This is a genomic window from Nocardiopsis nanhaiensis (genome assembly GCF_054778635.1).
Genome location: NZ_BAAGZJ010000037.1, coordinates 29,420 through 51,772, shown reverse-complemented (window position 1 = coordinate 51,772; position 22,353 = coordinate 29,420). Strand labels below are relative to the sequence as shown.

The following is a 22,353-nucleotide window of genomic DNA, read 5'->3' as shown; positions in this document are numbered from 1 at the left end:
TCGCGTACGCTGTTCTCGTGCGCTTTTCGCGCCTGCTTCACCACGTGAGGGGAGTATCCCTGTCGCGGCGGCGCCGTCATCACGGAGTACATCGGCGTACTCCCGGTTCCGCCGGTTCACACCGTCAGAGTGTGAACGGGAGAGACCTCCGGTTAACCGCCGTGCCTGCATAACGCTCGCGCGCACCAACCGGAGGAGAGTCCGTCCGTGAACGTTCCCCTGTGGGTTTGGGCTGCCACGATCGCAGCCATGATCCTGATCCTGACGCTGGATCTGATCATCGTCGACCACCCGTGGAGCAAGAAGAAGGGTCCCAAGGAGTTCGGGATCCGCCAGGCCGCCTGGTGGGCCGCCTTCTACATCGGCATCGCCATCCTGTTCGGCATCGGAGTCATGTACTTCGGAAACGTCACCTCGGGTGCCGAGTACTTCGCCGGGTTCGTCACCGAGAAGAGCCTGAGCATCGACAACCTCTTCGTGTTCTACCTGCTGATGACCGCGTTCGCGGTCCCCAAGCGGTACCAGCACGAGGTCCTGCTCGTCGGTATCGTCCTCGCGATCATCATGCGCGGAATCTTCATCGTCCTGGGCGCCCAGGTCATCAACGCCTGGAGTGAGGTCTTCTACCTCTTCGGCGCCTTCCTCATCTACACCGGCTACAAGATCCTCCGGGACCACGTGAAGGGCGGCGACGAGGATAAGGACTTCACCCAGACGCCGGTCGTGCGCCTGGTCAAGCGCTTCTGGCCGGTGACGAAGGACTACCACGGCGCCAAGCTGACCGTGAAGCTCGACGGCCGCCGCCACGTCACCCCGATGCTGCTGGTCATCGTCGCGATCGGCGTCATCGACCTGGTCTTCGCCGTCGACTCCATCCCGGCGATCTTCGGCCTCACCCAGGACGCCTACATCGTCTTCACCGCCAACGCCTTCGCCCTGATGGGCCTGCGCCAGCTCTACTTCCTGCTGGCCGGGCTCATGGACCGGCTGGCCTACATCAGCTGGGGCCTGTCCGCGATCATGGTGTTCATCGGTGTGAAGATGGTCCTGCACGCTCTGCATGAGAACGGTGTGGACGTCATGGAGGTCGGTATCGGCGTCTCGCTGACCGTCATCCTCGGCATCATGACCGTCACCGTCGTCGGCAGCCTGATCAAGTCCGGCATCGACAAGCGCAGGCGGGAAGCCGACGCCGACCGCGACGCGGTCTCCGCCGACAAGGGCGAAGCCTAGGGCGACGGTCCCCGATCTCGTGGGACGGTCAGTCCCTGATCGGGGAACTTGATGGATTCATGTCGCAGGACATCGGTGACAGTTCGGGCGGTCTTGGTGGTGACACGTCGGGACGTCACCGGTCCTGAAGGCCCGGTGCCTGCGGTCTGAATCTCGCTACAGAGTTCGGCGAAAAACCGACTGGACTTCGGTCAGCCGAGGCCTTCGATGATGCGGAAGTCGCGCTCGAAGCCGTCGGGCAGTTCGGCCAGCGCCTCCTGGTAGGCCGTGCTCGCGCGTGCGGCGACCGCCTGTTCGAAGCTGTCGAACTCGATCAGGACGACGCGCTCGGCGATTCCGGCTTCGTGTGCGTCGATCCGGCCGCCGATGCCGGCGAGCACCCGCCCGCCCGCGGCTGCGACGGCTAGGCCTGCCAGTTCGTTGTAGACATCAAGCCTCTCGGGGTCCTCGATGGTGGGGTAGACGCTGACCCAGTAGCCCTTGGGCATGGAACCTCCAGTGTTGGAATGAGTGCTTCGAATTCCGAAGCGCCACTGTGAGGTGTGATACTACTGATTCGGAATCCGAAGCACAAGAGTTGACGGAGAATCATGAACGCGTCGCCGACGCCCAAGCCGGGCCGGCCGGTCCGAGGTTCCACCACGGGACGATCGTTGATGGCGGCACTGGACCTGTTCGGGCGCCGCTGGACTCTGCGCATCATCTGGGAGCTGGGAAAAGAGCCGCTCGGCTTCCGGCTCCTGCAGCGGCGCTGCGACGGCATGTCGTCAAGCGTCCTGCGGCAACGGCTCACAGAGCTCCAAGAGGCTCGACTCGCCGAGGTGCTGCGCGACGGCAGCTACGCCCTCACCCCGCTCGGCCGCGACGCCCGCGAGGCCCTCGATCCGGTCATCGAGTGGTCACGGCGGTGGGCCGCCGAGCTTGCCGACGCCCCGCCCACCGCCGCCGAGGATGCCGGCGACGGGGCAGAACTGTCACCGATGTCCTGGGGCGTCACACGGAGAACTTGACGGGAACTGCGTGAAATCGAACACGCGTTCGTCTATAGTGGTGGCACCCATGGCGCAGGAGCGCCATGGGTGCCACCACTTCTGTGCGGTGGAAGAAACTGTCACCGGCGATCGTTAGTCTTGTCGGGCGGGGAGGAAGTACCACCTCCCGCATTCCCTCAGCGGCCCGGTTCCGAGGCCGCGCGGCCCCGAGGGGCCTGCGACCGCCGTACCGCGAAGCCACACACGGGTACCAGCGACGTCTAGCGACGTGGTCCGCGTCCTGTGCGTCAGAGCCGAAGGATGTCTCACTCGATGGTCGAACAACTCGTGGTCCGTGGAGCACGGGAGCACAACCTCAAGGACGTGTCCCTGGACCTGCCGCGCGACTCGATGATCGTGTTCACCGGCCTGTCCGGTTCGGGCAAGTCGTCGCTCGCCTTCGACACGATCTTCGCCGAGGGCCAGCGCCGCTACGTCGAGTCGCTCTCGGCGTACGCCCGCCAGTTCCTCGGTCAGATGGACAAGCCCGACGTCGACTTCATCGAGGGCCTGTCACCCGCGGTGTCCATCGACCAGAAGTCGACCAGCCGCAACCCGCGGTCCACGGTCGGCACCATCACCGAGGTGTACGATTACCTGCGCCTGCTCTGGGCCCGCGTGGGCGTTCCGCACTGCCCGGAATGCCGCCGCGAGATCGCCCGACAGACGCCGCAGCAGATCGTCGACCGGGTCATGGAGATGACCGAGGGCACCCGCTTCCAGGTGCTCGCGCCGGTCGTGCGCGGCCGCAAGGGCGAGTACGTCGAACTCTTCAAGGACCTGCAGTCCAAGGGCTTCACCCGCGCCGTCGTCGACGGCCAGGCGGTCCGACTGGACGAGGCCCCCAAACTCGGCCGCTACGACAAGCACGACATCGCCGTGGTCGTGGACCGGCTCAGCGTCAAGCCCAGCGCCAACGGCCGGCTCACCGACTCGGTGGAGACCGCCCTCAAACTGGCCGGGGGCACCATCGTCCTGGACTTCGTCGACCTGGGCACCGACGACCCCGAGCGCGAGAAGGTCTTCTCGGAGCACCTGTACTGCCCCTACGACGACCTCTCCTTCGAGCAGCTCGAACCGCGCTCCTTCTCGTTCAACGCCCCCTACGGCGCCTGCCCCGACTGCTCCGGCCTGGGCACCCGGATGGAGGTCGACGCCGACCTGCTGGTGCCCGACCCCGAGAAGTCCCTGTCCGAGGGCGCCATCGCCCCCTGGTCGGGCGGGCACAACGGCGGCTACTGGGAGCGCATCCTCAAGGCCCTGGGCGAGGCGGTCGGCTTCGGCATGGACACTTCCTGGGAGCGCCTGCCCCGGGCCGCGCGCAAGGCGATCCTGGAAGGCCACCACACCCAGGTCCACGTCAGCTACCGGAACCGGTTCGGGCGCAGCCGCTCCTACTACACGGAGTTCGAGGGCGTGGTGCCGTGGGTCAAGCGCCGCCACGCGGAGGTGGAGAGCGACCACACCCGGGAGCGGCTCGAGGGCTACATGCGGTCCGTGCCCTGCCCGACCTGCGATGGCACCCGCCTGAAGCCGGTCGTGCTGGCGGTCACCGTCGGCGGTAAGTCCATCGCTGAGGTCGCCTCGATGTCGCTCAGCGACAGCGCTGACTTCCTGGCCGGCCTCACGCTGTCCGACCGGGACATGGTCATCGCCGCGCAGGTGCTCAAGGAGATCAATGCGAGGCTCGGCTTCCTGCTGGACGTGGGGCTGGACTACCTCAGCCTGTCCCGCTCCTCCGGGTCGCTCTCCGGGGGCGAGGCCCAGCGCATCCGGCTGGCCACCCAGATCGGCTCCGGCCTGGTGGGTGTCCTCTACGTGCTGGACGAGCCGTCCATCGGCCTGCACCAGCGCGACAACGCCCGGCTCCTGGAGACGCTCCAGCGGCTGCGCGACATCGGCAACATGCTCATCGTCGTCGAACACGACGAGGACACCATCCGCTCCGCAGACTGGGTCGTGGACATCGGTCCGGGCGCGGGCGAGCACGGCGGACACGTCGTGGTCTCCGGCATCGTCGACGAACTCCTCACCTCGTCCGAGTCGCTCACCGGCGACTACCTCGCCGGGAGGCGGGTCATCCCGCTTCCGGCCGTGCGCCGCCCCCTCACCAAGGGCAACGAGCTGGTGGTCAGGGGAGCGCGGGAGAACAACCTCGACGGCATCGACGTCACCTTCCCGCTGGGTGTGTTCACCGCCATCACCGGGGTCTCCGGTTCCGGCAAGTCCACGCTGGTCAACGAGATCCTGTACAAGGCCCTGGCCAAGGAGATCAACGGCGCGCGCAGCGTGCCCGGCCGCCACCTGCGGGTCAACGGCATGAACAAGGTCGACAAGGTGGTGCACGTCGACCAGAGCCCGATCGGCCGCACTCCGCGTTCCAACCCGGCGACCTACTCCGGCGTCTTCGACCACGTGCGCAAGCTGTTCGCGCAGACCACCGACGCCAAGACGCGCGGCTACCAGCCGGGGCGGTTCTCCTTCAACGTCAAGGGCGGCCGCTGCGAGGCCTGCTCCGGTGACGGCACGCTCCGGATCGAGATGCAGTTCCTGCCCGACGTGTACGTGCCCTGCGAGGTCTGCCACGGTGCCCGGTACAACCGGGAGACCCTCCAGGTGAAGTACAAGGGCAAGAGCATCTCCGAGGTGCTCGACATGCCGATCACCGAGGCGCTGGAGTTCTTCGAGCCGGTCAACGCGATCCGTCGCCACCTGCAGACCCTGGACGACGTCGGGCTGGGCTACGTGCGCCTGGGCCAGCCCGCCACCACGCTCTCCGGCGGCGAGGCCCAGCGGGTCAAGCTCGCGGCCGAGCTTCAGCGCCGTTCCACCGGCCGGACCGTGTACGTGCTCGACGAGCCCACCACCGGACTGCACTTCGAGGACATCCGCAAGCTCCTCGGGGTCCTCAACCGGCTGGCTGACAGCGGGAACACGGTGATCGTCATCGAGCACAACCTGGACGTGATCAAGACCGCCGACCACGTCATCGACATGGGCCCCGAGGGCGGTTCCGGCGGCGGCCTGGTCGTGGCCGAGGGAACGCCGGAAGAGGTCGCCGCGGTCGCCGAGTCCTACACCGGGCAGTTCCTGGCGAAGATGCTCTAGCCAGAGCGCGCCGAGACGGTGCGGCGCCCGTGCTGCGGCCCCGGGGCCACAGCACGGGCGTTCGCCCTGTCCGGGCCTCGGTAGAGTCGGGTATGTCCCCGCCCTGACCCGCGCCCGCCCCCAACAGGAGGTTCGTCGTCACCGTAAAGGGATCCCGGTCCTGAAGGACCGGGCTTTCAACCCCCGTGGTTGAGGCCGCCTTTACCAGACCCAGCCATCACCCTTGAGGAGGTGACCTCGATGGCTACGTTCCGCACAGGAGAGCAGACCCACCAAGCCGTGCTTCCCCAGCCGCTTGCTCTGGAATCCGTGCCAGCAGACACCCCCCGGATCGGGAACGAAACGGGGCACGGACACCACCCCCAGGTGGTACCCGGTGCGGAACATGGTCGAGGGGAGACCACCGGCACCTCACCCGGTACCGGTGGCGCCACCCCCAACCCCGCCGGGGTTGGGGAGCAGCACCGTGAGGTGCCCACCACCCACCCATCCGTGTTCGTCCTCGACCAACACCACGTCCCCCTCCAACCGTGCCCACCCGCCCGGGCCCGCAAGCTCCTAGCCAAGAAACGCGCGGTGGTGCACCGCCACACCCCCTTCACCATCAGGCTGACCGACCGCACGCGCGCTGAGTCCGAAGTCGACGGCGTCGAACTCGGTATCGACCCGGGCTCCAAGCACACCGGCGTCGCCGTGTTCACCGCCCAGGCCGGTGAGCGCCGGGGCCGCTACGGCCTCCAGCTCGACCACCGCGGCGCCCAGATCACCAAGAAGATGGGCCAGCGCTCCGCCTACCGGCGAAGGCGACGTGGCGCGAACCTGCGCTACCGCACGCCCCGGTTCGCCAACCGCACCCGACCCCCAGGGTGGCTGCCCCCGTCCCTGCGCCACCGGGTGGAGACGACCACCTCGTGGGTGGAGCGGCTCGCCCGGTGGGCTCCGGTGCGGGCGGTGCACGTGGAACGGGTCGCGTTCGACACCCACGCCCTGTCCGCGGGCAAGCCGTTGGAGGGGGTGGAGTACCAACAGGGCACGTTGTTCGGGTTCGAGGTGCGCGAGTACCTGCTGGCCGCGTTCGGCCGCACCTGCGCCTACTGCGGCATGACGAACACTCCGCTCAATATCGACCACGTCCGCCCGCGCTCGCGGGGCGGCTCGGATCGCCTCTCCAACCTGGTCCTGGCCTGTATCGCCTGTAATCAGGCCAAGGGCAACACCCCTGTGGAAGAGTCCGTCACCAACCAGCGTGTCCTGGCCCGGGTGCTGGCCCGGTCCCAGGCCCCGTTGCGGGATGCGGCCGCGGCGCAGTCCACCCGGTGGGTACTCTGGCGCGCCCTGGACCAGCGCCTGCCCACCCGTGTGGGCTCGGGCGGGCGCACCAAGTTCAACCGCACCCGCAACCGGCTGCCCAAGTCCCACACCCTGGACGCCCTGGCCGTGGGCAAGGTCGAGACCATCACCCAGACCGTGGACACGATCCTGGTGGCCGGGTGCGCCGGGCGCGGCTCCTACGCCCGCACGCGGACCGACAAGCACGGGTTCCCCCGGCTGCGCCTGCCCCGAATGAAGGGGTTCTTCTCTTTCACGACCGGTGATCTGGTCCGCGCGGTGGTGCCCAAGGGGAAGAAGAAGGGCACGCACACCGGCCGGGTCGCCGTGCGCGCTTCGGGGAGCTTCAACATCACCACCGCCCAGGGCACTGTCCAGGGCATCAACCACCGGCACGTGCGGCTGCTCCAGCAGGCCGACGGCTATGCCTACACACTCAGGAAGGAGCAGGGCGTTTCCTCCCGGCCCTGAAGGACCGGGTTTCCACGCCCAACTAACCGATGAACGCTGCTCCGCCCCCGCACGAACCCGACCGGGGGACGACGCGGTGGGGGCACCCGCCCCACCGGGGTTCCCCGCCGAACCAGGGTCCGGGCCCGGCGAAGGATCCCCAGGGCGCACCGAACGCCGGGGGTCCCCAGCCCCCGCCGCCGGCCGAGGGAGCCAGGTACCCGCTGGCCCGCTGGTCCGCACGGGCGGCGGCGCGCCTGGTCGACCTGGCCGTGATCGCCCTGCCCGCGCTGGTGGTGAGCCTGATCTTCGCGTTCACCTGGGCCGGGGCGCGGGCGGTCTTCGGCGGTTCGACCATGGACCTGGGGGCCCGGGTCTGGTTCCTGCTCTGGCCGACCGTGTTCCTCCTGTACACCGGGTACGAGACGTACGCGGTCTCGCGCTGGAAGCAGACCTTCGGCAAGCGCGTGATGAACCTGAAGGTGGCCCCGCTGGCCTCCGGGGGACAGCTGGGGGAGATCCCGCTCGCCTCCGTGATGGTCCGCGCAGCCCTGTACGCCTTCCCGGCACTACTGTTCTTCACCGGCGCGTTCTGGTTCGTGCTGGTCTTCGTGATGGCGGTCCTCATCGGCGGCATGGCGGCGTGGAACCGACCCAACCAGCAGGGCCTGCACGACAGGATCGCTGGAACCGTGGTCCTCGACGTCCGCTGACTCCGGGCCCTTCCGCTTCCAGGCTCTGGCTGGAAGTCTGTGCGGCATGCACGGACGACTGCACGCGGTGACCATCGACTGCCCTGACGCCAAGGCCCTGGCCGACTTCTACTCCGAGCTCCTCGGACTACCCGTCATCAAGCGGGAGCCCCGCTGGGCCCAGATCGGCTACGGCACGCCCCCGCGCATCGACTTCCAGCAGGTAGACGACCACCGGCCTCCGTCCTGGCCTGACCCGGAACGGCCCCAGCAGATGCACTTCGAGATCGAGGTCGACGACATCGGGGCCGCGGAGGACAAGGTCCTGGGTATGGGCGCCCGCCTGCTGGCCCGGGTCGAGGGGGACCCAGGTAACCTCTACCGGGTCTACGCCGACCCTGCGGGCCACCCCTTCTGCCTGGAGTTCGGCCGCTGACCCGAGGGGGACCCCCGGTCAGGTCACCCTTCCTCCTCTACTACAGTTCGTAGTTGGAATTCAGGCGCAGGTGAGGAGCGTTCGGTCGTGGCCGGAAACAGGACATGCGGGTGCGGGATGAGCAGGCGCGGGCTGCTCGGTACGGCGGGGGCCGCGGCGGCCGTGACCGCCGTGAGCGCCTGCGGCGAGCCACCCGCCGCGCAGGAGGTCCGGCGCGGCCACGTGGTCGGTCAGACCACGGAGGTGCCCGAGGGCGGCGGGGCGGTGTTCAGCCACAGCAAACTGGTCGTCACCCAGCCCGAAGAGGGCGAGTACAAGGCCTTCAGCGCTTCCTGTACCCACGGGGGCTGCACGGTCCAGGAAGTCGACGAGGTGATCCGCTGCCTGTGCCATGGCAGCCAGTTCGACATCGCCTCGGGCGAGCCGCTGGCCGGGCCCGCCGACGACCCGCTGGAGCCGTTCACCGTGACGATCGACGGCACCGACATCATCCTCGACTGAGAGCCGCACGTACTGGCCGCTCGCGACCGTCTGAGACGGGCACACGACGACGGAGCCCCACCGAGGCGTACTCGGTGGGGCTCCGTCGTGTACGGGGTGGAGAGGGCTGCTAAACCTCTTCGGGGTTTCCGGCCTGGGCCGACCCGTTGGTGTCGTGGGCGGCGCCGGAGGCCGCGGTGGCGCGGCGGAACGCCGACGTGGGGAACTCCGCCGCGTAGGCGGACTCGTCTTCGGCGGTACCGGTGACGAATTCGGTGCGCTTGCGAGGAAGGGACTGCGGGTAGTTCGTGGCCAGCCAGCCGATGAGGTGCTCGCGGATCTCGCAGGCGATGTGCCACTGGTCGCCGGTGTCGGCGGCGGTCGCGACGATCCGCACGAGGATCTCGCCGGTCTCGCTGACGTCGACGACCTGGCAGGACCAGCTGCGCCCGTCCCAGTGCTTGCTGGAGGTGACCAGCTTCCCGGCCTCCTCGCGGAGCTCGCCGACGGGCACCTCCCAGTCCAGCGGCAACTGCACCTTGGCGGTGATGTTGGTGCCCTGCTTCGTCCAGTTCTCGAAGCTGGTCGTGGTGAAGTTGGCCACCGGCACGACCAAGCGGCGCTCGTCCCAGATCTTGATGGTGACGTTCACCAGGCTGAGCTCCTCGACCCGGCCCCACTCGCCCTCGACCACCACGACGTCGCCGATCCGAAGGGCGTCGCTGAAGGCCAGCTGGAGACCGGCGAACAGGTTGCCCAGGGTCGACTGGGCGGCCACACCGGCGACGATACCGATCACACCGGCGGAGGCCATCAGACCGGCTCCGAGCGCCTGGACCTCGGGGAAGGTGAACAGGATCGCGGAGACCGCGAGGACGACGACGACGGAGGTGATGACCCGGCGCAGGAGGCGGACCTGGGTCTGGATGCGGCGGGCACGGCGGTCCGCGTCGCCGTTGTTGGCCGAAAGGCGCTCCAGGATCATGTCAGTGGCCGCGTACGCCAGGCTGAGGATCAGAGCGGTCAGGGACGCGATCATCAGGATCGTCATCGCGTGTTCGATGGTCTGGTACGTGCTCCAACCGACGTCGCTCGGGCTGGGGAGCGCGAGGTTGGCGCCCACCACCGCCGCGGCGGTGTAGGCGGTGATCGCCGAGCGCGAAACCACGTAGCGGGCCATCGGCCAGACCTTGCCCAACTTGTGGTTGAGCAGCCACTGGAGAACGAAGACCAGGACCATCGAGACCGCGACGGCGATGCCGATCGCGGTCCATTGGGCAACGTCCACGACTAAGAGCCCCCTTATCGTTCATGTCGGTAAGTTCGTGTGTACCCGCCCAAGGTAGACCATCCAGATATCCAATCGTGACGTTTGGCGGGCCGGATGGCCGTTTAGTGATCCGCTCCACGGGCCGCGCCAACGGGCGAGGTGGCCGTCTGTCCCCGGGACGCACCAGAATGGGGCCATGGCTGCGACTCCTCACCTGCGACCCGCACCCGGCTCCATCCCGACCGAACCGGGCGTCTACCGCTTCCGGGACGCGTCGGACCGCGTGATCTATGTGGGCAAGGCCAAGAACCTGCGGGCGAGGCTGTCCTCCTACTTCCGCGACTTCGCCGGACTCCACCCCCGTACCCAGCAGATGGTCTCCACCGCCGCCGACGTCGACTGGACGATCGTCGGCACCGAGGTCGAGGCACTCCAGCTCGAGTACTCCTGGATCAAGCAGTACAACCCCCGCTACAACGTCAAGTACCGGGACGACAAGAGCTACCCCTACCTGGCGGTGACCCTGAACGAGGAGTTCCCACGAGTACAGGTGATGCGCGGCGCCAAGCGCAAGGGGGTGCGCTACTTCGGTCCGTACTCGCACGCCTGGGCGATCAGGGAGACAGTCGACCTGCTGCTGCGGGTCTTTCCGGTGCGCACCTGTTCGGCCGGGGTCTTCCGGGGGGCGCGCAGCAGCGGCCGCCCCTGCCTGCTCGGCTACATCGGCAAGTGTGTGGCCCCCTGCGTGGGCAAGGCCAGCCCCGAAGAGCACCGGGAGCTGGTGGAGGACTTCTGCTCCTTCCTCGCCGGTGACACCGGTCGCTTCATCCGCGAGCTGGAGGGCCGGATGACCGAGGCGGCCAAGGAGATGGAGTACGAGCGGGCCGCCCGGATCCGCGACGACATCGAGGCCCTGCGCGCCGCCCTGGAGAAGCAGGCCGTGGTCCTGCCCGACTCCACCGACTGCGACGTCATCGCCCTGGCCGAGGACCCCTTGGAAGCGGCGGTCCAGGTCTTCAACGTGCGCGGCGGCCGGATCCGGGGCCAGCGCGGCTACGTGGTGGACAAGGTCACCGACGCCGGACCCGACGAGCTCATGGAGACCCTCCTCGGCCAGCTCTACGGACCGCTCGACGGATCGGACGAGACGGAGGGCACCGGTACAGCGGTGCCCCGTGAGATCCTGGTGTCGCACGAGCCCGCCGACCCCGGAGCCCTCGCCGCCTGGCTCTCGGAGCACCGGGGATCGGCGGTGGACCTGCGCGTACCGCAGCGCGGAGACAAGAAGTCCCTCATGGAGACGGTCGACAAGAACGCACGCGAGGCGCTCGCCCGGCACAAGACGCACCGGGCCGGGGACCTGAGCACCCGCAGCAGGGCGCTCAACGAGATCCAAGAGGCGCTGGACCTGCCCGAGGCGCCGCTGCGCATCGAGTGCTTCGACATCTCCAACCTCCAGGGCGAGCACGTCGTGGCGTCGATGGTGGTCTTCGAGGACGGCCTGGCACGCAAACCGGAGTACCGCCGCTTCTCCGTCCGCGGCAGCGGCGCCGGTGGAGCCGAACAACACGACGTCGCCGCCATGTACGAGGTGGTCAAGCGCCGTTTCCGCCGCTACCTGGAGGAGAGCGCGCGCTCCGGAGAGGTGGCCCGCATGGGTGACCACTCCGACCACGGCGGCGACCAAGGGCGGGAGGAACCCGCCACCGGCAGAGATGAACCCGCCCCCGGAAAATTCGCCTATCCCCCTAACCTGGTGGTTGTGGACGGTGCCCGGCCCCAAGCCGCGGCGGCACGGCGCGCCCTGGACGAGCTCGGGATCGACGACGTGGCCGTCTGCGGCCTGGCCAAGCGCTTGGAGGAGGTGTGGTTGCCCGACGACGAGGACCCGATGATCCTCCCGCGCACCGGAGAAGGCCTCTACCTGCTCCAGCGGGTACGCGACGAGGCCCACCGCTTCGCCATCCAGTACCACCGGCAGAAGCGCGCCAAGGCGCTCACCGGGAGCAGCCTGGACGAGCTCCCGGGGCTCGGGCCCGCGCGCAGGACGGCCCTCATCAAGGAGTTCGGCTCGGTCAAGCGGCTGGCCTCGGCGAGCGCCGAGGAGATCGCCGCCGTTCCCGGAATCGGCCCCAAACTGGCTGCGGCGGTTCACGAGCACCTGTCCGGCGGCCCCGGTCGGCGGGATGGGGAGAGCGACGGGGCGAAGGCAAGTCAGAGTACAGACGGGGGAGGAGACACATGACGGTCGAACTGGGCGGGGAACTACCGCCCGAGGTGGTCATCGTCACCGGGATGTCCGGTGCGGGTCGCAGCACGGCGGCCAGGGCTTTGGAGGACCTGGACTGGTTCGTGGTGGACAACCTGCCGCCGGGGCTGCTGCCGACGATGATCGAGCTGGCGGGCCGTACCCACGGGGCGGTCCCCCGGGTCGCGGTGGTGGTGGACGTGCGTTCCCTTGCCTTCACCGAGGACCTGCTGTCCACGGTCGAGGAGCTGCGCAAGCGCGACATCACGGCGCGGGTGCTCTACCTGGAGGCCGGTGACGACGCGTTGGTCCGCCGGTTCGAGGGGGTCCGCCGCCCGCACCCGCTGCAGGGGGACGGCCGGGTGACCGACGGCATCGCCCGCGAGCGCGAGACGCTGCTGGCCATCCGGGGCGAGGCCGATCTGGTGATCGACACCTCCCAGCTCAACGTGCACCAGCTCAAGGCCCGGGTGATCGGTTTCTTCGGTGAGAGCGGTGAGGTGCGCCCGCGCGCCAACGTGGTCTCGTTCGGTTTCAAGCACGGCCTTCCGGTCGACGCCGACCTGGTCCTCGACTGCCGCTTCCTCCCGAACCCGCACTGGGTGCCCGAGCTCAGACCGATGAACGGCCGTGACGAGCCGGTGCGTGACTACGTGCTCTCCCAGGACGGCGCAAAGGAGATGCTGGAGGCCTACTCGGAGGTTCTGAAGCTGACGCTCGCCGGCTACCAGCGCGAGGGCAAGCACTACATGACGCTCGCGGTGGGCTGTACCGGGGGTAAGCACCGCAGCGTGGCCATGACCGAACAGTTCGCCGACCGGCTCCGTGCCCAGGGCGTGGACGTGCACGTCGTGCACCGGGACGTTAGCCGGGAGTAACCGGGCGCGACCGGGACCGGCCAACTCTCGGACCTCGGTGCGAACCGAATCGCCAAGTGCGGCGTCTTCCCTTACATTGGCCCGGTCGTTATTGGTGCCGGTCCGGAGGGGGCAGGCCGTAGGCATGTCGAAGAGCACGGCGTCGGACAGCGGCGATGAGTCGCGACCTCCCCGAGTGGTCGCGCTGGGAGGCGGGCACGGCCTGCACGCCTCGTTGTCGGCGCTACGCCGGGTGACCACGGATGTCACCGCGATCGTGACGGTCGCCGACGACGGTGGCTCCAGCGGCCGACTGCGGGAGGAACTGGGCGTGCTTCCGCCCGGTGACCTGAGGATGGCCCTGGCCGCGCTGTGCGGGGACGACGAGTGGGGGCACACCTGGAGCCACGTGCTCCAACACCGGTTCCGTTCGGAGGGTGACCTGCACGGCCACGCGGTCGGCAACCTCTTGATCGTCGCCCTCTGGGAGCTCCTGGGCGACTCCGTGGCCGGGCTGGACTGGGTGGGCCAGCTGCTGGGCGCCCACGGCCGGGTCCTGCCGATGTCGTCGGTGCCGTTGGAGATCGTTGCGGAGGTGTCGGGCACCGACCCGGAACGGCCCGACCAACTCACCACGGTGCGCGGCCAGGTGGCCTGTGCCAGCACCAGCGGCCAGGTGCGCTCCATCGGGCTGGTCCCCGAGGAACCGCCCGCCAGCCCGCAGGCGGTCAAGGCCGTGCGCGAGGCCGACTGGGTGGTCTTCGGTCCCGGATCCTGGTTCACCAGCGTGCTCCCGCACCTGTTGGTCCCGGAGCTGGCCGACGCCTTGGTCACCACCCGAGCCAAACGCCTGGTCGCCCTGAACCTCTCGCCGCAGCGCGGAGAGACCGACGATTTCCGTCCCGAGACCTACCTCGAGGTGCTGCACGAGCACGCCCCCAAACTGGGGGTGGACGTGGTGCTGGCCGACCGGGGGAGCGTGGAGGACAGCGGGCCGCTCCGGGCGGTGGCGGGCCAGCTCGGCGGCCGACTGGAGCTCGACGATCTGAGCCGGGGCGACGGAACACCCAGGCACGATCCCGACAGGTTGGCCCAGGCCCTGGAACGGATTGTGGAGGCCTGAAGGGGCCATTGGGTGGGTGCCGGGGTTGGTGAGGCCACCGGGCTTGTTGGGGCGGTCGCGCCGCCCGGAGGGCGATTCCTGGGGAGCGCGCGGGTTCGCCGTGACCCCGCTCCGGGAAGGGTGGTCGCATGGCTGAACACCACGTTTACCTGGAACGTGTCTACGACGAGGTGCGGGCCGAAGAGCATCCCGGTCGGGTGGAGGCCTCCCCGCCCGGGCCCCGGTTCCTTCGTGGACCGCCTCTGGCCGCGCGGTGTGCGCAAGACCGAGGTGGCGGGCGATCTCTGGGTCAAAGACGGTGCACCCAGCCCCGAACTCCGCAGGTGGTTCGGGCACGCCCCGGAACGCTTCGCCGAGTTCGCCGAACGGTACCGGGCCGAGTTGGACCGCCGCCCCGAGGCACTCGAGCCGATCCTGGCGGCGGCGCGCAGGGGGTTGTGAGCTGTTCGGGGTTCCCTCAGCAACCATCCACTCTTGTCAACACACAGCGCGACGACCGCAGGCTGCCGTTGAAGAGCCACGCACTCGGATCGATTCCCCCCACACGGGCCCGCCCGTCCCGCTAACGTCTTTCTCGAACGTGTGAACGAGACGAACGAGGCGCAGGTGGAGGGGGTGGGACCCGTGGCCGAGACCGCCCCACACCAAGCCGACCAGCAGCCGGAAGGCAGGGAGCACAAGCCGAAGAAGAAGCGGGGGTTTCAGCCCCGCCCCGGGCACGTGGTCCAGGCCTACGTCTTCGCCCTGGACCCCGGCGCCGAGACCGAGCAGCGGCTGCGCTCGCACTGCGGAGGGGCCCGGACGGCCTTCAACTGGGCCCGCGACCACGTCCTGGCCACCTGGGACCAACGTAAGGCCGAGGCCTCCTACGGGGTTGCTGAGTCCGAGCGTACCCCGTGGCGGTCCTGGTCGCTGCCCGCCCTGCGGCGGGCGTTCAACGCCACCAAACGCCAGGATCCCCGGTTCGCCACCTGGTGGGCGGACAACTCCAAGGAGGCCTACAACACCGGCCTAGCAGGCGCCGCCGCCGGCTTCGATGCCTATGCCGCCGCCAAGCGGGGCGATCGCAAGGGTGCGAGGGTGGGGGTACCGCGGCCCAAGTCCAAGCACCGGGCCCCGATCTCCTGCCGCTTCACCACCGGCACCATCCGGTGCGAAGACACCCGCCGCCACATCAGGCTGCCGGTGGTGGGACGGGTGCGCACCCATGAGTCCACCCGCAAACTCCACCGCCGCCTGGCCAACGGCACCGCGCGTATCCTCTCGGCCACGGTCTCGCACCGGCGGGGGCGGTGGCAGGTGGCCTTCCAGGTCGAGATCGAACGCGCCCCCACCACTCCGGCCCGCCCGCAGGGGGTGGCCGGGGTGGACCTGGGGGTCAAGTCCCTGGCGGTGGTCGCCGACACCGACGGCGGGGCGCGCCAGGTGGCCAACCCCCGCCACCTGGACGGGGCACTGACCGACCTGCGCCGGGCCTGCCGGAGGGTGTCCCTGAGGCAGGGCCCGGACCGGCGCACCGGGCGCCCCCCGTCCAAGCGGTGGGTCAAGGCCAACCGGAAACGCAACAAGGTGCACCACCGGGTGGCCAACCTGCGCACCGACGCGCTGCACCACCTGACCACCAGTGTGGCGCGCGAGTACGGCACAGTGGTCATCGAAGACCTGAACGTGGCCGGGATGGTCAAGAACCGGCGTCTGGCCCGCCGCATCGCTGATGCGGGGTTCGGGCAGATCCGCCGCCAGCTGGACTACAAAACCACCTGGAATGGCGGGCGCCTGGTGGTGGCCGACCGGTGGTTCGCCAGTAGTAAGACCTGCTCGGGGTGCGGGGCGACGAAAGCCAAGCTGCCGCTGCACGTTCGGGTGTTCGACTGCGACGCATGTCCCCTCGTGCTGGATCGGGACGTCAACGCAGCACGCAACCTCGCCGCCCTGGCGGCGCAGGTGGGCAGTACCGGTACCGGAGTGGCCGGAGACCGGGGAGCGAGGGCTCCGAAGGCCCGTGGAGCCGACCGTAGGACCCGCACCACCCGCACCCGCCGCAGGGCGGGTGCGGGGCGGGCCGGTGGCGCAAGACCGCACAAGCGGAAGGAAACGGGACACCGTCGTCAGGACACCCAACCCAGGTTGTGGTGACACCGTCACGGACCTTTCGTGCACACATGCACGGGATGCTGATGATTGCTTAAGACATCAGCAACGGCCGGTCACCCTGCTCTACGCCGCCAAGGACACCGAGCACAACCACGCGGTCGTCCTACGGGAGTACGTGGAGTCCCTGCTGGCCGACTCCGGTACCGGCGGCAAGCACGGGAGCAATTGACCGCACACCGCCACGAAGGCCGACACGCCGCCTGTGAGCAGGGAAGGCGGATCGGCAACACGCCGTGAGGGGGTCGGTGTTAAGGCGCGTGTCACGTAGTCTGCATCGAGAAAGCCGCCCGTGGCAGAGCCCGCGGCGGCACCCCCGGTGTCTGAGTGTGGGGCGCCGGTGTTCTGCCAGTTCAAGGGGAGGATCGCAGCGATGGCGATGACCGGCGTGGTGAAGGATGAGTTGAGCCGTCTGGCGATTCTCAAGCCATGCTGCCGCAAAGCGGAGGTGTCCACCATCCTGCGTTTCACCGGAGGCCTGCACCTCGTGGGCGGCCGGATCGTGATCGAGGCCGAACTCGACACCGGTGCCGCTGCCCGGCGGTTGCGAAAGGACATCTCGGAGGTCTTCGGCCACGAGTCCGAGGTCGTGGTGCTCTCGCCGAGCGGACTGCGCAAGGGGAACCGGTACGTGGTGCGGGTGATCAAGGACGGCGAGTCCCTGGCCCGGCAGACCGGCCTGGTCGACAACAACGGCCGCCCAGTGCGCGGCCTGCCCCGCCACGTGGTCGCGGGCGGCGCCTGCGACTCCGAGTCCGCCTGGCGCGGCGCCTTCATCGCGCACGGCTCCCTCACCGAGCCGGGCCGCTCGATGTCACTCGAGGTCACATGCCCCGGCCCCGAAGCCGCGCTGGCCCTGGTCGGCGCGGCCCGCCGCCTCAAGGTGCACGCCAAGGCGCGTGAGGTGCGCGGAGTGGACCGGGTGGTGGTGCGGGACGGGGACTCGATCGGGGCGCTGCTCACCCTGCTGGGCGCACACCAGAGCGTGCTGGCCTGGGAGGAGCGCAGGATGCGCCGGGAGGTGCGGGCCACCGCGAACCGGCTCGCCAACTTCGACGACGCCAACCTGCGGCGCAGTGCCCGGGCCGCGGTCGCGGCGGGCGCCCGGGTGGAGCGTGCCCTGGAGATCCTGGGGGAGGAGGCGCCCAAGCACCTGGTGGCAGCCGGCCAGCTGCGCCTGGCGCACAAGCAGGCCTCCCTGGAGGAGCTCGGCCAACTGTCCGTCCCTCCGCTGACCAAGGACGCCATCGCGGGACGTATTCGCAGGCTGTTGGCCATGGCGGACAAGCGTGCCAGCGATCTGGGCATCGAGGGAACAGAGGCGAACCTCACTCCTGACATGCTCGTCCCCTGACCGGGAGCTGGCCCGGAACCGGCCGGAACGGCGCGGAAACACGGATGTTCGGCTTTGTTAACTGCGAAAACTCCCGGATAACTTCCGAAAATGGTATAGACCTCTCCGCCGTGCAATGCCAGGATGGTCGCGAACCCGGGAGAGGGTGACGGGTCGTCAGACATGGGGTAGGAACTGCTCCCCGTCAGCATTCCGCTAGGCTCTTTGTGAACACCTGTTACGCGTTCACGCTGTTCAACGCGGTCGGGCCGGACCGTACCGGTCATACCCCGAGGTACGGCGCAGCGCCCGGGTGAAACTGATGTGCGATTTGTGAGGAGATTGGTTCCGTGACCATCCGTGTAGGCGTCAACGGCTTCGGTCGTATCGGCCGCAATTTCTGGCGCGCGGTCGCCGCTGGCGGCAGCGACATCGAAATCGTCGCGGTCAACGACCTCACCGACACGAAGACGCTCTCGCACCTGCTCAAGTACGACACCGTGCTCGGCACCCTCGAGGGCGAGGTCGAGGCCGGTGACGACTTCATCCGCGTCGGCGACAAGACCGTGAAGGTCCTGGCTCAGCGCGACCCGGCCCAGCTTCCCTGGGGCGACCTGAACGTCGACGTCGTCGTCGAGTCCACCGGCATCTTCACCAAGGCCGAGGACGCCCAGAAGCACATCGACGCCGGTGCCAAGAAGGTCATCATCTCCGCCCCGGCCAAGGGCGAGGACATCACCGTCGTCATGGGCGTCAACGACGACAAGTACGACGCTGCCAACCACAACATCATCTCCAACGCCTCCTGCACCACCAACTGTGTGGCGCCCATGGCGAAGGTGCTGCTGGACAACTTCGGTATCCAGCAGGGCTTCATGACGACGGTGCACGCGTACACCAACGACCAGGTCATCCTGGACCTGCCGCACAAGGACCTGCGTCGTGCCCGCGCGGCCGCGCAGAACATCATCCCCACCAGCACCGGTGCGGCCAAGGCCACCGCCCTGGCCATCCCCGAGCTGGCGGGCAAGCTGGACGGCATCGCCATGCGCGTCCCCGTCCCGGACGGCTCCGCCACCGACCTGGTCGTCACGCTGGACCGCGAGGTCACCAAGGACGAGGTCAACGCCGCGTTCAAGGCCGCCGCCGAAGGCCCGCTCAAGGACATCCTGGTCTACACCGAGGACCCGATCGTCTCCTCCGACATCGTCGGCACCTCGCCCTCCTGCACCCTGGACGCCGGGATGACCATGGCCGCCGGCAACCAGGTCAAGATCCTCGGCTGGTACGACAACGAGTTCGGTTACTCCAACCGCCTGGTCGACCTGGCCAAGCTGGTCGGCTCCAACCTGTAACCACCGGGTCCACCGCCCCGTGGCCGCAGTCGCGTGACCCGGCACCCCTTCCGCCCTCGCGCGGTGGGGGTGCCGTCGCGTGCGCGATCCCGTCCGGGGCGCTTCAGACTTCAACACCCCAACGAGGAGACCAGCATGCGGACGATCGACGAACTCGACGTCTCCGGAAAGCGCGTGTTCGTACGGGCCGACCTGAACGTGCCGCTGGACGGTGACCGCATCACCGACGACGGCCGCATCCGCGCGGCCCTACCGACCATCGACAAGCTCCGGCAGCGCGGTGCCCGCGTGATCGTCGCCGCCCACCTGGGCCGCCCCAAGGGCGCACCGGACCCCCAGTACTCCCTGCGGCCGGTCGCCGCCCGCCTGGGCGAGCTGCTCGGCACCGAGGTCGCCTTCGCCACCGACACTGCCGGTGAGTCCGCGCGAGCCACGTCCGCCGGGCTGGCTGACGGACAGGTCGCGCTGCTGGAGAACGTCCGCTTCGAGGCCGGCGAGACCAGCAAGGACGACGCCGAGCGCGGCGAGCTCGCCGACCGCTTCGCCCAGCTCGCCGACCTGTACGTGGGCGACGCCTTCGGCGCCGTGCACCGCAAGCACGCCAGCGTCTTCGACCTGCCCGGCAAGCTCCCGCACGCCGTCGGCGGTCTGGTCCTGACCGAGGTCGAGGTCCTGCGGAAGCTCACCGCTGAGCCCGAGCGCCCCTACGCCGTGGTTCTGGGCGGCTCCAAGGTCTCCGACAAGCTCGGTGTCATCGACAACCTCCTCGGTACCGCCGACCGCCTGCTCATCGGCGGTGGCATGGTGTTCACCTTCCTCAAGGCCAAGGGCTACGAGGTCGGCTCCAGCCTCCTCGAAGCAGACCAGCTCGACACCGTCCGCGGCTACCTCGAGCGCGCCGAGCGCGAGGGTGTGGAGATCGTCCTGCCCGTGGACGTCGTGGCCGCCGAGAAGTTCGCCGCCGACGCCGCCCACGCCGAGGTCGACGTCGACGCCATCCCGGCCGACCGGATGGGCCTGGACATCGGTCCCAAGAGCCAGGCGCTCTTCGCGGAGAAGCTGGCGGACACCAAGACCGTGTTCTGGAACGGCCCGATGGGCGTGTTCGAGATGGCCCCCTACGCGGGCGGCACCCGCGCGCTGGCCCAGGCGATCATCGACTCCGGCGCCTTCACCGTGGTCGGCGGCGGCGACTCCGCCGCGGCCGTGCGCGCGCTGGGCTTCGACGAGGCGGCCTTCGGCCACATCTCCACCGGCGGCGGTGCCAGCCTGGAGTACCTGGAGGGCAAGGACCTTCCCGGCATCGACGCACTCGCCTGAATTCGAACACAGCCCTCTGCCGACGATCTGAAGAGAGTCAAAGATGACCAAGCGCCTGCCGCTCATCGCGGGCAACTGGAAGATGAACAACAACCACCTGGAGGCCATCGCCCTGGTCCAGAAGCTGGCCTTCGCTCTGAACGACAAGGACTACGACAACGCCGAGGTCGTCGTCCTGCCGCCGTTCACCGACATCCGCAGCGTGCAGACGCTGGTGGACGGGGACAAGCTGCGCATCAAGTTCGGTGCGCAGGACATCTCCGCCCACGACAAGGGCGCCTACACGGGCGAGGTCTCCGGACCGATGCTCGCCAAGCTCGACTGCTCCTACGCCCTGGTGGGCCACTCGGAGCGCCGTGAGCACCACAACGAGGACGACGCGCTGGTCAACGCCAAGGTGAAGGCCGCCTACAGGCACGGGATCACTCCGCTCCTGTGCGTGGGCGAGGGCCTCGAAGTTCGAAAGGCCGGGAACCAGGTCGAGCACGTCCTGGCCCAGCTGGACGGTGCCCTGAAGGAGATCCCGGCCGAGCAGGCCGAGAAGATCGTCGTCGCCTACGAGCCCGTGTGGGCCATCGGCACCGGCGAGGTCGCCACCCCCGAGGACGCGCAGGAGGTCTGCGCCGCGATCCGCGGGCGCCTGACCGAGCTGTACTCCTCCGAGGTGTCCGGTGCCGTCCGCGTGCTCTACGGCGGTTCGGTCAAGGGCGACAACGCCCCCGGCATCATGGCCAAGGAGGACGTCGACGGCGCCCTGGTCGGCGGTGCCTGCCTCAAGGCCGATGAGTTCGCCAAGGTGATTCGTTTCGGCGAGAACGGCTGACCAAACGTCTTGTCTATGCCTGCCCGTCACCTTCTGATGTCCATGGGTGACGGGTGGGGTGTCCGACAGGTGCCCCGTTCGGGCTAGACTTCGCTGTGGGGATTCCCGTGCCTCGCGGTTTCTCCACACGTGTCGCTGCCGGCACGGTAAAATCCGAAAACGTCCCCGGTCTCCTCCTTCCGTGACCCGCTGCCAACTCGGCGCCCTCATGCCGGCGCTGGTGCGGGTGGGGAATGGGGGGCCGAGGTGTCCATCCCCCCGCTGCGGGGTCGAGCTACGGGTGAGCGTGTGATCCTCGGTCTGTCCATCTTTGTGATGCTTCTCAGCGTGCTGCTGATCCTCCTTGTGCTGATGCACAAGGGTAAGGGCGGCGGCCTGTCCGACATGTTCGGTGGCGGTGTCACGTCCTCGCTCGGCGGATCCTCCGTTGTCGAGCGCAACCTCGACCGGATGACCGTTGCTGTCGCGGTTGTGTGGATCGTGACGATCGTCGTGCTCGGCCTGCTGATCAACCGGGGAATGTAGCGCGCCGACCGGCCGCAGCCCCCTCGACCACAAAGCTCGCCCGAGTCAATCGGTGAGCGAGTTCGCCGAAGGAGTTTTTCGTGGGTAGTGGCAGTGCCATCCGTGGCAGCCGAGTCGGAGCTGGCCCTATGGGCGAGGCGGAGCGGGGCGAATCCGCCCCCCGTGTCCGGGTTCCGTTCTACTGTGCGAACTTGCACGAGGTCATCCCCAGTTTCGCGAGCGAAGCTGCGGTGCCTGACGAGTGGGACTGCCCGCGCTGCGGCTTCCCCGCGGGCAAGGACAAGGCCAACCCCCCGGCGCCTCCGCGTACCGAGCCGTACAAGACGCACCTGGCGTACGTGAAGGAGCGTCGCAGCGTGGAGGAGGGCAAGCTCATCCTCGACGAGGCCCTCGCGAAGCTCCGCGCGGACCGCGCCGCGGTCGAGGCCCACATGAAGGCCTCCCAGAACTAGGGCGTGTTCGGTGGATGCTGCCCGTCGCGAGCGGCGCATCCAGTGGTGCTGGCACAAGGCCGAAGAAGGAGTCAGCCCGGGTTTGGCTGTCGACTGATGAGAACGCAGTGACAGTGCCGCTGGGGCGACGCGCAGCA

The 22,353-nt window shown here is 68.8% G+C and carries 20 protein-coding genes and 1 pseudogene; 19 read left to right on the top strand and 2 right to left on the bottom strand.

The window, feature by feature from the left end; genetic code table 11:
• The first annotated feature begins 207 nt into the window (after positions 1-207).
• On the top strand, positions 208-1,233 hold the full coding sequence (locus ACYVD1_RS18610) for a TerC family protein (protein ID WP_460774219.1): 1,026 nt from the start codon (positions 208-210) through the stop codon (positions 1,231-1,233).
• A 191-nt stretch (positions 1,234-1,424) separates the two neighbouring features.
• On the opposite strand, the gene ACYVD1_RS18605 is transcribed toward ACYVD1_RS18610, so the two are convergent.
• Positions 1,425-1,721 carry a DUF1330 domain-containing protein gene (locus ACYVD1_RS18605; RefSeq protein WP_460774216.1) on the bottom strand — a complete coding sequence of 99 codons (297 nt, stop codon included), beginning with the start codon at positions 1,719-1,721 and terminating at the stop codon, positions 1,425-1,427.
• Between the two features lie 168 nt (positions 1,722-1,889).
• Between ACYVD1_RS18605 and ACYVD1_RS18600 the strand changes: the two genes are divergently transcribed.
• The 6 genes from ACYVD1_RS18600 to ACYVD1_RS18575 all read left to right on the top strand — a co-directional run bounded on the left by ACYVD1_RS18600 (position 1,890) and on the right by ACYVD1_RS18575 (position 8,780).
• Entirely contained in the window at positions 1,890-2,243 is a 354-nt protein-coding gene (locus tag ACYVD1_RS18600) for a winged helix-turn-helix transcriptional regulator (RefSeq protein WP_460774211.1), read from the top strand.
• 294 nt (positions 2,244-2,537) lie between these two features.
• The gene (gene uvrA / locus ACYVD1_RS18595) at positions 2,538-5,372 is read left to right on the top strand and encodes an excinuclease ABC subunit UvrA (protein WP_460774207.1); all 2,835 of its coding nucleotides are present in this window, start codon (positions 2,538-2,540) and stop codon (positions 5,370-5,372) included.
• A gap of 240 nt (positions 5,373-5,612) precedes the next feature.
• Entirely contained in the window at positions 5,613-7,172 is a 1,560-nt protein-coding gene (iscB, locus tag ACYVD1_RS18590) for an RNA-guided endonuclease IscB (RefSeq protein WP_460774204.1), read from the top strand.
• A 29-nt stretch (positions 7,173-7,201) separates the two neighbouring features.
• Complete coding sequence (locus tag ACYVD1_RS18585) at positions 7,202-7,864, top strand: RDD family protein (RefSeq protein WP_460774201.1); 663 nt, start codon at positions 7,202-7,204, stop codon at positions 7,862-7,864.
• A gap of 46 nt (positions 7,865-7,910) precedes the next feature.
• A complete protein-coding gene (locus ACYVD1_RS18580) occupies positions 7,911-8,279 on the top strand; it encodes a VOC family protein (RefSeq protein ID WP_460774197.1) in 369 nt (122 codons plus the stop codon).
• Between the two features lie 117 nt (positions 8,280-8,396).
• Positions 8,397-8,780 (top strand): Rieske (2Fe-2S) protein, encoded by a 384-nt coding sequence (locus tag ACYVD1_RS18575; RefSeq protein ID WP_460774193.1) that lies wholly within the window; start codon positions 8,397-8,399, stop codon positions 8,778-8,780.
• 109 nt (positions 8,781-8,889) lie between these two features.
• Here the strand turns inward: ACYVD1_RS18575 and ACYVD1_RS18570 are convergent, their stop codons facing one another.
• Positions 8,890-10,047 carry a mechanosensitive ion channel family protein gene (locus ACYVD1_RS18570; protein ID WP_460774190.1) on the bottom strand — a complete coding sequence of 386 codons (1,158 nt, stop codon included), beginning with the start codon at positions 10,045-10,047 and terminating at the stop codon, positions 8,890-8,892.
• Between the two features lie 178 nt (positions 10,048-10,225).
• Between ACYVD1_RS18570 and uvrC the strand changes: the two genes are divergently transcribed.
• From uvrC to ACYVD1_RS18510, 12 genes and pseudogenes are all read left to right on the top strand, one after another.
• Positions 10,226-12,274, top strand: coding sequence for an excinuclease ABC subunit UvrC (uvrC, locus tag ACYVD1_RS18565; protein WP_460774188.1), 2,049 nt, complete (start codon positions 10,226-10,228; stop codon positions 12,272-12,274).
• Complete coding sequence (gene rapZ, locus ACYVD1_RS18560) at positions 12,271-13,155, top strand: RNase adapter RapZ (protein WP_460774186.1); 885 nt, start codon at positions 12,271-12,273, stop codon at positions 13,153-13,155. Before uvrC ends, rapZ begins: the two co-directional genes overlap by 4 nt.
• A gap of 124 nt (positions 13,156-13,279) precedes the next feature.
• Entirely contained in the window at positions 13,280-14,257 is a 978-nt protein-coding gene (locus ACYVD1_RS18555; protein WP_460774184.1) for a gluconeogenesis factor YvcK family protein, read from the top strand.
• A 231-nt stretch (positions 14,258-14,488) separates the two neighbouring features.
• A complete protein-coding gene (locus ACYVD1_RS18550) occupies positions 14,489-14,698 on the top strand; it encodes a DUF488 domain-containing protein (RefSeq protein WP_460774182.1) in 210 nt (69 codons plus the stop codon).
• A gap of 141 nt (positions 14,699-14,839) precedes the next feature.
• Complete coding sequence (tnpB, locus tag ACYVD1_RS18545) at positions 14,840-16,393, top strand: IS607 family element RNA-guided endonuclease TnpB (RefSeq protein ID WP_460774179.1); 1,554 nt, start codon at positions 14,840-14,842, stop codon at positions 16,391-16,393.
• Positions 16,394-16,460: 67 nt separating this feature from the next.
• A pseudogene (locus tag ACYVD1_RS18540) lies at positions 16,461-16,580 on the top strand (DUF488 family protein, N3 subclade); the annotation flags it as partial.
• Between the two features lie 201 nt (positions 16,581-16,781).
• On the top strand, positions 16,782-17,762 hold the full coding sequence (whiA, locus tag ACYVD1_RS18535; RefSeq protein ID WP_330094586.1) for a DNA-binding protein WhiA: 981 nt from the start codon (positions 16,782-16,784) through the stop codon (positions 17,760-17,762).
• Positions 17,763-18,091: 329 nt separating this feature from the next.
• Positions 18,092-19,096: a type I glyceraldehyde-3-phosphate dehydrogenase gene (gene gap / locus ACYVD1_RS18530; RefSeq protein ID WP_460758772.1), complete on the top strand. Its 1,005-nt coding sequence runs from the start codon at positions 18,092-18,094 to the stop codon at positions 19,094-19,096.
• Between the two features lie 135 nt (positions 19,097-19,231).
• Positions 19,232-20,416 carry a phosphoglycerate kinase gene (locus ACYVD1_RS18525; protein WP_460774176.1) on the top strand — a complete coding sequence of 395 codons (1,185 nt, stop codon included), beginning with the start codon at positions 19,232-19,234 and terminating at the stop codon, positions 20,414-20,416.
• A gap of 43 nt (positions 20,417-20,459) precedes the next feature.
• Entirely contained in the window at positions 20,460-21,239 is a 780-nt protein-coding gene (gene tpiA / locus ACYVD1_RS18520) for a triose-phosphate isomerase (RefSeq protein ID WP_460774173.1), read from the top strand.
• A gap of 288 nt (positions 21,240-21,527) precedes the next feature.
• On the top strand, positions 21,528-21,764 hold the full coding sequence (secG, locus tag ACYVD1_RS18515; RefSeq protein WP_460774169.1) for a preprotein translocase subunit SecG: 237 nt from the start codon (positions 21,528-21,530) through the stop codon (positions 21,762-21,764).
• Positions 21,765-21,844: 80 nt separating this feature from the next.
• Positions 21,845-22,216 (top strand): RNA polymerase-binding protein RbpA, encoded by a 372-nt coding sequence (locus ACYVD1_RS18510; RefSeq protein WP_460758784.1) that lies wholly within the window; start codon positions 21,845-21,847, stop codon positions 22,214-22,216.
• Positions 22,217-22,353: the final 137 nt, after the last annotated feature.

Coding starts and splice junctions, on each gene's coding strand:
- ACYVD1_RS18605 (WP_460774216.1), bottom strand. CDS start 1,721: ATGCCCAAGGGCTACTGGGTCAGCGTCTACCCCACCATCGAGGACCCC.
- ACYVD1_RS18600 (WP_460774211.1), top strand. CDS start 1,890: ATGGCGGCACTGGACCTGTTCGGGCGCCGCTGGACTCTGCGCATCATC.
- uvrA (WP_460774207.1), top strand. CDS start 2,538: ATGGTCGAACAACTCGTGGTCCGTGGAGCACGGGAGCACAACCTCAAG.
- iscB (WP_460774204.1), top strand. CDS start 5,613: ATGGCTACGTTCCGCACAGGAGAGCAGACCCACCAAGCCGTGCTTCCC.
- ACYVD1_RS18585 (WP_460774201.1), top strand. CDS start 7,202: ATGAACGCTGCTCCGCCCCCGCACGAACCCGACCGGGGGACGACGCGG.
- ACYVD1_RS18580 (WP_460774197.1), top strand. CDS start 7,911: ATGCACGGACGACTGCACGCGGTGACCATCGACTGCCCTGACGCCAAG.
- ACYVD1_RS18575 (WP_460774193.1), top strand. CDS start 8,397: ATGAGCAGGCGCGGGCTGCTCGGTACGGCGGGGGCCGCGGCGGCCGTG.
- uvrC (WP_460774188.1), top strand. CDS start 10,226: ATGGCTGCGACTCCTCACCTGCGACCCGCACCCGGCTCCATCCCGACC.
- rapZ (WP_460774186.1), top strand. CDS start 12,271: ATGACGGTCGAACTGGGCGGGGAACTACCGCCCGAGGTGGTCATCGTC.
- ACYVD1_RS18555 (WP_460774184.1), top strand. CDS start 13,280: ATGTCGAAGAGCACGGCGTCGGACAGCGGCGATGAGTCGCGACCTCCC.
- whiA (WP_330094586.1), top strand. CDS start 16,782: ATGGCGATGACCGGCGTGGTGAAGGATGAGTTGAGCCGTCTGGCGATT.
- ACYVD1_RS18525 (WP_460774176.1), top strand. CDS start 19,232: ATGCGGACGATCGACGAACTCGACGTCTCCGGAAAGCGCGTGTTCGTA.
- tpiA (WP_460774173.1), top strand. CDS start 20,460: ATGACCAAGCGCCTGCCGCTCATCGCGGGCAACTGGAAGATGAACAAC.